The organism is Actinoplanes sp. NPDC049118, from assembly GCF_040648555.1.
In the GTDB taxonomy this organism is placed as follows: Bacteria; Actinomycetota; Actinomycetes; order Mycobacteriales; family Micromonosporaceae; genus Actinoplanes.
The window spans coordinates 101,635-113,540 of sequence record NZ_JBEZDY010000004.1; the positions used below are offsets into that span (position 1 = coordinate 101,635).

An 11,906-nucleotide genomic window follows, 5' to 3' on the forward strand; every position below is an offset into this window, starting at 1 on the left:
CGCCCGCCGATCTTCGCGCCGGGCAAGGCCTCGGTCGGCGGCCCGAAGCCGCCCGCGCTGGATGCGACCCGGATCGAAAACCTGGACCGATCCCGTACGGGCACAGCACCGTCCCCGCCCACCGAGGTTCCTCCGGCGGCTGCGCGTGGCTCTGCCCCGGACGCGACGATGCGCGGGTCGGGCTCCGCCCTGGGGTCGTTCACCGCCGACGAGGTCGCCGCCGCCCGCAAGGGCTCCACGAGCCGAACGGGCGCCCCCGCCACCCCCACGCCCCCGGATTCCTCGGCTGCCCCGGAGTCCCAGCAGCCGCCCCCGCCGGCGCCCCGAGCGGCAGCGGCGGCGCACACGATTGCCGACCGCCCCGCGACGGCGACGCCTCAGCCGACCCCGCCTCCGGCGTCGCCCGCCGACTCGTCCGTGTCGGTCGTCGCCGGGTCCGACTCGTCCGCGTCCGGCCCGGCAGCCGCCGGCTTGGGTCCGGAAGCCGAGACCGTGACGGCGACTGCGACCTCGGTGGAGGAGCCGGACGCGACCGCGCCGGAAGCCGCCGGCACCGACGAGCGCGAGACGGCGACCGCCGACTCGGCAACGGCCGGGTCCGGCACTGCTGAGCCGGGCACTGCTGAGCCGGGCACTGCTGAGCCGGGCACTGCTGAGTCGAGTGCCGCTGAGCCGGGCACCGCTGAGTCGAGTGCCGCTGAGCCGGGCACCGCTGAGTCGAGTGTCGCTGAGCCGAGTGCCTCAGCCGACGCGCCGAAGGCAAGCCGCCAGCCGTTCGGCCCGCGACCGTCCGAGGCGCTCAAGGCCACGCCGGCCGTCGCCACGCCGGCCGACGAGGCCACATCCGCTGACGAGGCCACGTCTGCCGACGAGGCCACGTCTGCCGACGAGGCCACGTCTGCCGACGAGGCCACGTCTGCCGACGAGGCTGCGGTGGCGACGGACGGGGAACGGCCGGCCGAGGAGTCCCAGACGTCTGAAGGCTCGGGCATCGAGGCCGCCGCCGGGACCAAGCCGGCAGAGGCCACCGCATCGCCCGGCCCGGCGACCGACCAGTCGGAGCAAGACGCCTCGGCCAAGGAAGCCGCCAAGAAGGCCGCGAAGCCGGCCACCAAGGCCTCGCGCAAGAGCGGCCGCGGCCGCACCGCGAAGGCATCGGCGGACGACTCCGGGACTGTCGCGGACAAGTCGGCGCAGGCCACGCCGGCGCCCGACGAGGTCGAGGACGAGGCCGCAGCGGCCGTTTCCGCCCCGCAGGCCGCAGACAACGTTGAGAGCGGCGACATCGCGCCGGCTGAGGCCGCCACCAGCAGTGCCGCCGACGCCGAGAACGGCGGCACCGGGAACGGCAACGCCGAGAACAGCGGCACCGAGAGCGCCGACGCCGAGAAGGGCGACGCCGAGAACAGCGGCCCCGAGAACAGCGGCACCGAGAGCGGCGACGCTCAGAACAGTGACGCCGCGCCGGATCAGGACGCACCCGGCAGCGCCCCGGCGGGCGGGACCGCGGCGGCGAAGCCGGAGCAGGCGACGCCCGGGGACAGGAAGGGCGGCGCCGCCGCCGGTACGGACCGCACCCGCATCATCAAGCCGGTCACCGACCCGGACGCCCCGAAGCCCCGCTCCGGCACCGCCAAGCGCCCCCAGAAGACCGCGGCCGAGCGCAAGTCCGCCCTCGCCGCCACCCGCGTTGGCGCGGTTCCCGCGGTGGCCGGCACCCCGTCTGGCGGCGCGAGCCCCGTCGCAGGCGTACCGGCCTTCGGTCAGCCGAGCCGTCCCGCCTGGCAGCCGATGAACCTGCGACCCCCGTCTGGCGGCGCCCGCGGCATCACGGTCTTCGGAACCACGCTCACCCGGCGGCAGACCGCGATCGCGATCGGCATGCTCGCCGCCGTGCTGCTGGCCCTGGTCATCCTGGTCCCGCGTGCCTTCGGCGACGACGACCGGCCAAAGGACAAGGGTCAGGCCGGGGTCGCGCCCGCCGCCAGCGCGACGAAGCCGACCACGAAGCCGACCACCGCAGCCACCTCCGCCGCGCCGGCGGCTCCGGCCACCACGACCGGGCAGCCGTCGTCCGCACCGCCGACGTCCCCCGCGGCCCCGGCGCCGGGCGACGTCGCGATCCCCAAGGGCTGGTACCGCTACGCCGACGGCTCCGGTTTCTCCGTGCCGGTGCCGAACGGCGTCTCGATCGAGCACCGGGGCAGCGAGGTCTACTTCCGGAAGAACAACCGGCTGCTGATCATCGACCAGACCGATCAGCCGCAGCCGGATCCGGTCGCCGACTGGAAGGGCCAGGAGCAGGACCGGCGCGGGCGGGCCTACCGGAACTACGAGCGCATCAAGATCGAGCCGGTCGACTACTTCGTGAAGGCCGCCGACTGGGAGTTCACGTACACCACGTCGAGCGGCAACCCGCAGCGCGCCGTGAAGCGCGGCGTCATCACCACGGCGGGCAAGCAGGCGTACGGCATCTCCTGGTACACCTCGCCCGACGACTGGCAGGACGGGCTGAAGGATTTGCAGCTGATCTACCAGGGGTTCAAGCCGAGGTCGTGACCTCCGGTGTGTGAGTGACGGATGAATGGGTATTCATCGCTCACCACGGATGGAGGTGCATGATGATTCGACGACACGGCAGCAGGCCCACGATCGCATTGTGGATGCTCGTCGCGATCGCCGATGTCGCGCTCCTCGTGGCGGCCGCCGGCACCCTTGCTGTACTGCTGGCCGTCGTCGCGACGGTGCTCCTGGGCTCGGGCGTTGCTGGCGTCTGGATGCTGCAACGCCGAGCGGAGCCCCGACAGGAATCAGCCCTGCGCCGCCGCGCCTAGCTGTCGGCCCTGCCGATCGTGTCGGCTTGGGTTGGTCCGGCTGCGCCGCGCCTGGGGTCGGTCCTGTGGATGGTGTCGGCTTGGGTTGGTCCGGCTTGCGCCGCGCCTAGGGCCGGGCCCTGTGGATCTTGCGGTCCGGGCGAACCGGCTTCCGCCATGCCGCGCGGTCCGGTAGGCCGAGACGGGTATCCGACATCCCGGCCTACCTGCGGCGCGAAAACCGGACCTCGCCACGGCGACGGCAAGATCGACATGTCCTAGACCTGCGCTGATCGACTACGCTCGCGGGCTGTGTCGATCGACTCGGTAAGTGAACTCTGGGACACCCTCTTCGGGGCCCAGCCGGACCCGCCCGGCCTGCTCGTTCTGGTGACGGCGGTGATCGCGCTGGCCGTGGTCTCGTTCCGGCCGCTGTGGCGGGTCGCGCGCAACGCGATAACCATCGCCCATGAGGGTGGCCACGCGCTCGTCGCGCTGCTCACGGGGCGCAAGCTGCGGGGCATCCGGCTGGAGTTCGACACGTCGGGGCTCACGCTCTCGGCCGGTCGCCCCACCGGACCGGGCATGATGTTCACCCTGCTGGCGGGTTACATCACGCCGTCGCTGGTCGGTCTCGGCGGTGCCTGGCTGCTCGGCGGCAACCGGATCATGCTGCTTCTCTGGGTGGTGGTGGTCCTGCTGCTACTCATGCTGATCAACATCCGCAACGTCTTCGGCGTGATCTCCGTGCTGGTCACCGGGGCGATCGTCTTCGCGGTCTCCTGGTACGGCTCGCCGCAGGCCCAGGCGGCCTTCGCCTACGTGGGGGTGTGGTTCCTCCTGATCGGCGGCGTGCGCCCGGTCTTCGAGCTGCAGAAGTTGCGCAGCCGCGGTCGGATGCCGGAGTCCGATGCGGACCAGCTTGCCGGGATCACGCACGTGCCCGCGATCTTCTGGGTCGGCGTCTTCCTCGCGGTCGATCTCGCCGCGCTGGTGATCGGCGGCTTCATGCTCGCCGGCCAGTGGCTCCCCGGGGCCGGCACCCCGCTCTGACCTCGAACCGAGCCGAACTGCGGCGGGTCGAACGTCGCCCGGCCGAACGTCGCCCGGCCGAACGGCGCCGGGCCGAATAGCCCGGCCGAATAGCGCCTAGTCGAACGTCGTCCAGCCGAGTAGCGCCTGGTCGAACGGCGCCTGGTCGAACGGGCGCCCGGCCGAATAACGCCGGGTCGAACAGCGCCCGGGTCGAACAGCGCCCGGGTCGAACCGCGCCGGGTCGAACAGCGCCGGGTCAAACAGCGTCGGGTCGAGGGGGGTCGGGTCGACGGGCGTCGGGCCGAAGAGCGCGCGGCCGAACAGCGCCGGGCCGAGCAAGGTCTGTTCGAACAGCGCCCCGCCGAACAGCGCCCGGCCCAGCAAGGCCTGGCCGAATAGCGCCAGGTCGAAGGGCGCCGGGTCGAAGGGCGTGCGGCCGAATGGCGCCGGGCCGAGCAAGACCTGGGCGAACGCACGATGGGTTCATCGTGGTCTACACAGCCGCAAACACCCAGCCGCCGGAAGCACCACCTGCGCAGCCACCTCCGACCACGACGTAAAGATCAGCCGGCCTGCGCCGGTGAAAGGCGCACCGAGTGCCGGGGTCTCTTCGCAGCCGATTCAGGGCGGCCGCACGGCACCTTGCCGACGGACGGCAATAAACGGCGAGCTTTGTCGCCGTCGCGGACCGTGGTCGCCGGGCGACAGGGTGGTGATGCTTGAGGCCAGCATCCGCTTTCCCGCTATGAACTGTCGGCCCGGGCGCAGTCCCGGGCCGCGGCAGTTCGAGGAGGTGTCGACATGAAGGGCAAGGTCAGCGACGAGGCGAGGCACGAGATGAGCACCGTGGGTGCCGACATTCCGGTCCGCCGGGAGGTCGAGGACGTGCTGCGCCGCCGGATGTGGATTCATCCGGAGCAGGTGCGGGTGGGCCTGCGGGATGGCGTCGCCACGCTGACCGGCACGGTGGACCGGCGATCGACCGCCGGTATCGCCGCCCGGCTCGCCACAGAGGTGCCGGGCGTCTCCCATGTGGTCAACCGGATCCGGTTCGACTTCGACGACACGGAGCTGGTTCGCTCCAAGGTCAGTCGAACCCACCCATTCAGCGCCGATCCGTTCCCGCCGTCCGGCATGCGCCGGCGGCTGAGGAGGCGCCGCCGGCGCATGCCGGGCCAGGGCGCCGCGGCGAGGTGACACCGGCTTCCGGCGGGCGCGGCCTCGGGCCGCGCCCACCGAGGTCGTGAGGGCGAAGCCCGACAAGGCTTCGGCCCTCTTCGTATCGACATCTTCGATCACCAGCGAGGAACGGATATGAGTGTCTACACAGAGGCCTCCGACCACGATCGTTTTTCGTCGCTGCGCGCGTCGTTGAGCGACGAGTTCGCGCGGCAGACGGCCCGGCTCCTGGAGCTCAGGAAGACGGCGCGAAGCACCGGCGATCCCGGCGAGGCACACAACCAGGCGGCGCTGCTGGCCGCGACCCGGCACAGCCTGGAGCAGGTCACCGGCGCGCTGCGGCGGCTGGCCGAGGGTTCCTACGGCCTGTGCGAGAAGTGCGGCGCCCACATTCCGGTCGAGCGGCTGGAGGTGCTTCCCCACGCCCGGTTCTGCATGCCGTGTCAGCAGCGCAGCGGGTGAAGAGCGACGGTCTCCGCGAGACCCACGGCCCTGTGCCATCCCGCCGACGCCTGACCGTTGGGCAGGTCTCGGCGACTCACTCCTTCGGAGGCATCATGACCACCACGCTGCCTGAACCGGCCGTTTCCTCCGCCGAGCCTATGGAGCTGCTCCGCAGCATGCTCGAGGAGCGGTACGCCGTGGACACCGACCGGCTGACGCGGATGACGGTGCACGCCGCACTGCTACAGCAGTTCGGCCGCGACATGCGCACCCTGGCCATACACACCGCGTCCGTCCGGCAGCGGATCGCCGAGACGGCGCAGGCGCTCAGGCGCATGTCCGAAGGCGCCTACGGCCTCTGCGAAGACTGCGACAAGGCGATACCTCTCGGCAGGCTGCGAGCCACGCCGCAGGCAAGCCAGTGCGCCCCCTGCGAGCGCCACAAGCCCGGCAACGCGATCGCCGCGGCGGCCCGCCGGAGGCGCTGAGGCCGTGCCCACCGCCCGGTGGGTGGCCATCCGTCGCTCTCCGCCCATCAGGCCGGACCGGGCAGTGACACCTTCGGCCAGTTGAGCACTTTGGCGCCGAGCACCGCCGCCTGCAGCGTGAACCGGTGAGTGGGATCGGCCGGGTCGTACCCGGTCAGCTTCTTGACCCGGTCGAGGCGGTAGGTGACGGTACGCACCGACACGTGCAGCCGCTTCGCCGACTCGGTCGCGACCGCCCCGGTCTCGAAGTAGGCGTGCAACGTGTCGAGCAGCGGCCCCGCTCCCCCGCGCGCCTGGCCGAGCGGGCTGAGCACGGCCTGCACCAGGTCGACCATGGCCGGCTGGTCGCGCAGCAGCACGCGGTAGATGAGCACGTCCTGGGCGTTGATGACCGGGGCGTCCGTGTGCAGCCTGCCGGCCATGGTGAGCGCTTCGCGGGCCTCCTCGTAGGAGCGGGCGATGCCGTACAGGCCGGCGTAGGGTCGCCCGACGGCGACCCGCCACGGCCGTCCGCGGGGCAGTCGGCTCAGCTCCTCGTGCATGAGCCGGCCGAGTTCGTCGGCCGCCTCCAGCGCGGGCGACAGCCGCCCCGCCACCCCGGCATCGGCCGGGGCCAGCACGACCAGCAGGCCGTCCTTGGTCGCGACGAGCACGTCGCGGTCGCCGAGCCGGTCGAAGACGACGGCCTCCAGGGCGCTGATCGCCGCGTCGGCGTCCGGCAGGCGCCGGCTCGGCGCGGCCAGCGCCACCTGATGGACCCGGGCGAGGTCGAGCCCGAACGGTTCGGCCCGCTCCACCAGCGTGCCCAGGTCGGAGTCGCCGCGCAGCAGGTCGTCGATCAACTCCCGGCGCAGCGATTCCTCCCGGCGCACTAGGTCACGACGGGCGACCGCGTACCCCTCGGCGAGCGTCGCGACCGCGTCGTCGACAACCTGAAGCACCGCCGACGCGGCCGCGCGCACCGCCTCCCTGTCACGGGACCGCACCACCATCGGCAGGTCGTTCCAGAGCCGCCGCGCCGCGGACAGGTAGAGCTGCACCACCCGGCCCGCGGACACGCCCTGCTCGGCGGCGCGGCGGCCGAGCAGGGCCACCGCGTCGAGCTCGCGGCGTTCGGCCTGGCGCCCGTATGTCGCCGCGTCGACCAGTAGGGGCAGGTAGTCGCCGAGCAGCTCCACCGGGATCCCGCCGGCGTCACCACTGGCCCCCTCGGCGACGCCGACCAGCCAGGCGTCGTCCGGTTCCGGTGTCACAGGCCGGCGCCCGCCGCGCTGCCGTCCGCCGTCGCTCACCCGAACCACGCCCTTAGACCCGTTCATTGCCGACAACCGGCAGTTTAGACCCGCATTGTCTGGGGTTAGTAGCCCTGCCCCGGCAAGTCGTTCGGGGCGAGAATGGATACGCGCCCGGGTCATCGGGCGCATCGTCGTTCCATCGCGGGCCGCGCCGAGTCGTGGCCTGATGGTTGCCGTCCAGAAGGAGGCACAGCATGCAGGACCGCAGGTTCTCGCTCGCACCGGCGGGCATCGTCGTCGCCGCTGTTCTCGGGTTGGCCGTGATCGTGTTCGTGGCCGTCGGCCTCGTGGAGGCGCTGGTGCTGCTCGCCATCGTCGCCACGCTGTCAGCCATGTACGGGTTGCGGCGTTACGCCCGAGCCGGACTGATCTACCGCCGCCCGCCGGAACCGGCCGGCCGCGCACCCGCCGACGGGCGGCACTCATGAATGTCATAGGTCCCCGGAACCGTCCGCACCACGAGAGGAGCGACATGCGGCAATGGCGAGTACAGGACGTGATGACCACTGACGTGATCACCGCCCCCGACGATGCGTCGGTCGCGGACATCGTCACCCTGCTCACCGAGCGGCGGATCCGTGCCGTCCCGATCGTCGACGACTTCGGCACGGTCCTCGGCATCGTGTCCTGGTCCGACCTGCACGAGGTGATCGAGATGCCGGCGCCGACGGATCCACCGCGAACCCCTTGGTGGCGTCGCCGGATGCCACTGCGCCCGTCCTGGCCGGAAGGCACCGCCGCCGGGGTCATGAACGCGCCGCCGCTCACGATCGGAGCCGGCGCATCGCTGCCGGCCGCCGCCCGGCTGATGCGCCGGAGTGCCGTCGGCCGGCTGCTGGTCGTCGACGGCGGACACAAGCTGCGGGGCATCGTCAGCAGATCGGACCTCTTCAAGGTCCACGATCGCCTGGACGCCGTCATCCGCGACGAGGTGATGCAACGAGTGCTGCTCGGTGAGCTCCGGATCCGTCCGGGAGCGGTGCAGGTCACCGTGGACGGCGGCGTCGTGACCATCACCGGCCGGACCGCACGCCGGACGACCGCCCTGGCCGCCGCACGGATGGCCCGGTTGATCCCCGGCGTCACCGACGTCGTCGACCTCCTCACGTCCGACGTGGACGATATCGCCGCCGCGGGCGGCGCCGAGCACCAGTGGCGGCGCCGCCACCCGCGCGCCGGACGGCCGACCGCGACGCACGGCCGCGGTTCCATCGTGACCCCGGCAAGCACCCAGTGAGGTCGTTGCTCATCGACCACGAGAGATGTGCCCTTCACCGAAAGCAGGATCAGCGCATGTTGAGAGGCGGTAGCGACGTGACCATCAGGAGCGTGGTAGTGGGTGTCGACGGATCACCTGAGGCCGACGACGCGCTGGTCTGGGCGCTGCAGGAGGGCCGGCTGCGAGGTGTGCCGGTGCGCGCCGTCAACGTCTGGAGTGCCGACGACGGTCCTGCGCGGGCCGAGCGGCTCGCCGCGCTGCGGTCCGCGACCGAGCTCCGGGCCCGCCTCAGTCACGGCGTCGGGGGCCACGTGCGGGAGGTGGTCGAGCGCCATGGTGCGACCGACGTGCCGGTGACGACCGAGGTCCGGTACGGCCACCCCACCCGGGAACTGATCCGCGAGGCGGGCGCCGATGCACTGCTCGTCGTCGGGTCGCGGGGCCGCGGCAGCCTCGCCGGTTCCCTGCTCGGATCGGTGAGCCAGAGCTCTATCCGGTACTCGCAGGGTCCGGTGGTCGTCGTGCGCGCACGCCGCCCGCGTCCCACCGCGGCGCCCGTCGTCGTCGGCGTCAACGGCTCCACCGAGTCGGTGCATGCCCTGCGCTTCGCACACGACGCAGCCATCCACCGTGGCGCCACGCTGCGGGTGCTGCACGCCTGGACCCCGCCCTACATGGGTTTCGCGGGCGCCGCGTGGCTACCGCCGGAGGCGATCGACGACCTCGTGGCCCAGGCGACGGCCACCCTGCGCGACGCCGCCCGGCGCGCCGGGGTCGACGTCACCCAGGCTCCGGTGGAGACCCACCTCGTGCGGGGTCCGCCGGCTCCGGCGCTGCTCGAGGCCGCCGAGAACGCCGGCCTTCTGGTGGTCGGCTCGCGCGGATACGGTGGCTGGAAGGGCCTGTTGCTGGGTTCGGTGTCCGCACAGAGCGTCACCCGGGCGATGTCACCGGTCGTCGTTGTCCGCGGCGCGGTGAGCGCTGAATCGCTGACCGCGGGCGTGATGTCCCCTCGCCGGCGGGCGGACGCCGGCCAAGAGGGCATGCCGAGGCCGCGGCGGGTCACGTCCACGATCTGGCGGCCTTGAGTCCCCGGCCGCAGCGGTGACCACGTCGGGTGCACGCCCGTCAGCTCGGCCGACCGGGCGAATGCCAGTCCGCTCACCGCGAACGCCAACAGCTTCGACGCCGGCACCGGCAGCGACGCCGGGCCGTTGCGGCGCGATGCCCCGTCGGGGCGGTCAGAGCGGGATGTTGCCGTGCTTCTTCGGCGGCAGGGTCTCCCGCTTGGTGCGCAGCATCCGCAGCGCCCGGGTCACCTGCTCCCGGGTCTCCGACGGCTTGATGACGGCGTCCACGTAGCCCCGCTCGGCCGCGATGTAAGGGTTCGCCAGCGTGTCCTCGTACTCGTTGATCAGCTCGGTACGCAGCGCCGCGGGGTCTTCGGCTGCCGCGAGTTCGCCGCGGTAGAGGATGTTGACGGCGCCCTGGGCGCCCATCACCGCGATCTGCGCCGTCGGCCAGGCGAAGTTCATGTCAGCGCCGAGGTGCTTCGAGCCCATCACGTCGTACGCGCCGCCGTAGGCCTTGCGGGTGATTACGGTGACCTTGGGGACGGTCGCTTCCGCGTACGCATAGATGAGCTTGGCGCCGCGCCGGATGATGCCTTCCCATTCCTGGCCGGTGCCCGGCAGGAAGCCGGGCACGTCCACGAAGGTGACCACCGGGATGTTGAAGGCGTCGCAGGTACGCACGAAGCGTGCCGCCTTCTCGGACGCGGCGATGTCGAGCGTGCCGGCGAAGTGCATCGGCTGGTTGGCGACGATGCCGACCGGCCGGCCCTCGACGCGGCCGAAACCGACCACGATGTTCTGTGCGTACAGCGGCTGGACCTCGAGGAAGTCCTCGACGACGGCCTCGACGACCCGCTTGATGTCGTAGGGCTGGTTCGCCGAGTCCGGGATCAGCGTGTCCAGCGCGAGATCGACCTCGCTCGGTGCGAGGTCGGCCGGCAGATCGAACGTGGTCGGTTCGTCGAGGTTGTTGCTCGGCAGGTACGAGAGCAGCGCGCGCACGTAGTCGATCGCGTCGTCCTCGTCGCTCGCGAGGTAGTGCGCGTTGCCGCTGCGGGAGTTGTGCGTGCGGGCGCCGCCGAGCTCCTCCATGCCGACGTCCTCGCCGGTGACCGTGCGGATGACGTCGGGACCGGTGATGAACATGTGCGACGTCTGGTCGACCATCACCGTGAAGTCGGTGATCGCGGGGGAGTAGACCGCGCCGCCCGCGCACGGGCCCATGATCAGCGAGATCTGCGGGATGACGCCGCTGGCCCGGACGTTGCGGAAGAAGATGTCGGCGTAGAGGCCGAGCGCGACGACGCCCTCCTGGATGCGGGCGCCGCCGGAGTCGTTGATGCCGATGATCGGGCACCCGATCTTCATGGCCAGGTCCAGGATCTTGACGATCTTCTCTCCGAAGACCTCGCCGAGCGAGCCGCCGAACACGGTGAAGTCCTGGGAGAACACGCACACCTGGCGGCCGTCGACGGTGCCGTGACCGGTCACCACGCCGTCGCCGTACGGCCTGATCCGATCCAGGCCGAACGCGGTCGAGCGGTGCCGGGCGAGCTCGTCGAGCTCCACGAAAGAGCCCTCGTCGAGCAGCATCGCGATGCGCTCGCGGGCGGTGCGCTTGCCGCGGGCGTGCTGCTTCTCGACCGCCCGTGCCGAGCCGGCGTGCACCGCCTCGTCGGTGCGCCGATCTAGGTCGGCGAGCTTGCCGGCCGTGGTGTGGATGTCATCCTGCTGCGTCACGTCCTGCTGCGCCGTCACGATGCCCTGTCCTCCGCTCGCCCCGCATGCCGCAGAGATCGTATCCAGCATGCGCGGCGGCGGGTGCGGTGCCCGCCGTAAGCGGTGGGGTACTTCGCACGTTTCGCACTCAATGCCCCATTCGTTACATCCCCCGTGACGACATGGATGACCCCCGTCGGCGTGGCGATGATCGTCGGTGGCATCACCACCCTCATCGTTTTCCGCAGGGCACTCTTCGGCAGAACAGGCGACGGCGCGGGCAATGCCCGGCGCCGCGGGTCGAAGGCGGGTGCGGTTACGGCCGCCCGGTCCACGGGCCGCGCGGCGCGGCGCGCCGCGGCCGCCGGCGGCTCGCATGCCGACGGTGCCGCCGCGGGGGCACACGCCGCCGCCGGCGCGGAGAGCGCGGGCCGAGCTGAGGACACGGGTACCGAGTCCGGCCGCAAGGGCAGGCGCGGGCGAGCCGCCCGCGAGGCGGAGGCGCCGGCCGCCGGGGCCGACGCCCGCCGGACCTCGGAGTTCGGCCACCCGTCAGCGCCCGGCGCCGAGGCTGCGTCCCGTTACGAGGCCGGGCCCGGCGAAGAGGCTGCGTCCGGCTACGAGGCCAGGTCCGGCGAAGA

At 72.1% G+C, this 11,906-nt stretch carries 11 protein-coding genes and 1 pseudogene; 9 read left to right on the forward strand and 3 right to left on the reverse strand.

Annotated features, from left to right (window positions below; translation table 11 throughout):
- Nucleotides 1-2,618: 2,618 nt before the first annotated feature.
- Nucleotides 2,619-2,834, forward strand: coding sequence for a hypothetical protein (locus AB0B58_RS07290; protein ID WP_360219005.1), 216 nt, complete (start codon nucleotides 2,619-2,621; stop codon nucleotides 2,832-2,834).
- Nucleotides 2,835-3,125: 291 nt separating this feature from the next.
- On the forward strand, nucleotides 3,126-3,866 hold the full coding sequence (locus AB0B58_RS07295; protein ID WP_360219008.1) for a M50 family metallopeptidase: 741 nt from the start codon (nucleotides 3,126-3,128) through the stop codon (nucleotides 3,864-3,866).
- Nucleotides 3,867-3,962: 96 nt separating this feature from the next.
- Here the strand turns inward: AB0B58_RS07295 and AB0B58_RS07300 are convergent, their stop codons facing one another.
- Nucleotides 3,963-4,307, reverse strand: coding sequence for a hypothetical protein (locus AB0B58_RS07300; protein ID WP_360219011.1), 345 nt, complete (start codon nucleotides 4,305-4,307; stop codon nucleotides 3,963-3,965).
- Between the two features lie 342 nt (nucleotides 4,308-4,649).
- On the opposite strand from AB0B58_RS07300, the gene AB0B58_RS07305 reads away from it, so the two are divergent.
- From AB0B58_RS07305 to AB0B58_RS07315, 3 genes are all read left to right on the forward strand, one after another.
- Nucleotides 4,650-5,045: a BON domain-containing protein gene (locus tag AB0B58_RS07305; RefSeq protein ID WP_360219014.1), complete on the forward strand. Its 396-nt coding sequence runs from the start codon at nucleotides 4,650-4,652 to the stop codon at nucleotides 5,043-5,045.
- Between the two features lie 117 nt (nucleotides 5,046-5,162).
- Complete coding sequence (locus AB0B58_RS07310; protein ID WP_360219017.1) at nucleotides 5,163-5,489, forward strand: TraR/DksA C4-type zinc finger protein; 327 nt, start codon at nucleotides 5,163-5,165, stop codon at nucleotides 5,487-5,489.
- Between the two features lie 95 nt (nucleotides 5,490-5,584).
- Nucleotides 5,585-5,959: a TraR/DksA C4-type zinc finger protein gene (locus AB0B58_RS07315; protein ID WP_360219020.1), complete on the forward strand. Its 375-nt coding sequence runs from the start codon at nucleotides 5,585-5,587 to the stop codon at nucleotides 5,957-5,959.
- 47 nt (nucleotides 5,960-6,006) lie between these two features.
- On the opposite strand, the gene AB0B58_RS07320 is transcribed toward AB0B58_RS07315, so the two are convergent.
- A complete protein-coding gene (locus AB0B58_RS07320; RefSeq protein WP_360219023.1) occupies nucleotides 6,007-7,212 on the reverse strand; it encodes a helix-turn-helix domain-containing protein in 1,206 nt (401 codons plus the stop codon).
- 236 nt (nucleotides 7,213-7,448) lie between these two features.
- On the opposite strand from AB0B58_RS07320, the gene AB0B58_RS07325 reads away from it, so the two are divergent.
- The 3 genes from AB0B58_RS07325 to AB0B58_RS07335 all read left to right on the forward strand — a co-directional run bounded on the left by AB0B58_RS07325 (nucleotide 7,449) and on the right by AB0B58_RS07335 (nucleotide 9,561).
- Complete coding sequence (locus AB0B58_RS07325) at nucleotides 7,449-7,682, forward strand: hypothetical protein (RefSeq protein ID WP_360219026.1); 234 nt, start codon at nucleotides 7,449-7,451, stop codon at nucleotides 7,680-7,682.
- Between the two features lie 44 nt (nucleotides 7,683-7,726).
- Nucleotides 7,727-8,491 (forward strand): CBS domain-containing protein, encoded by a 765-nt coding sequence (locus AB0B58_RS07330; protein ID WP_360219029.1) that lies wholly within the window; start codon nucleotides 7,727-7,729, stop codon nucleotides 8,489-8,491.
- A gap of 77 nt (nucleotides 8,492-8,568) precedes the next feature.
- Complete coding sequence (locus AB0B58_RS07335; RefSeq protein ID WP_360219032.1) at nucleotides 8,569-9,561, forward strand: universal stress protein; 993 nt, start codon at nucleotides 8,569-8,571, stop codon at nucleotides 9,559-9,561.
- A gap of 153 nt (nucleotides 9,562-9,714) precedes the next feature.
- Here the strand turns inward: AB0B58_RS07335 and AB0B58_RS07340 are convergent, their stop codons facing one another.
- A complete protein-coding gene (locus AB0B58_RS07340) occupies nucleotides 9,715-11,286 on the reverse strand; it encodes an acyl-CoA carboxylase subunit beta (RefSeq protein WP_360219864.1) in 1,572 nt (523 codons plus the stop codon).
- 153 nt (nucleotides 11,287-11,439) lie between these two features.
- Here AB0B58_RS07340 and AB0B58_RS07345 point away from each other — a divergent pair.
- Nucleotides 11,440-11,906, forward strand: a pseudogene (locus AB0B58_RS07345) (hypothetical protein); the annotation flags it as partial.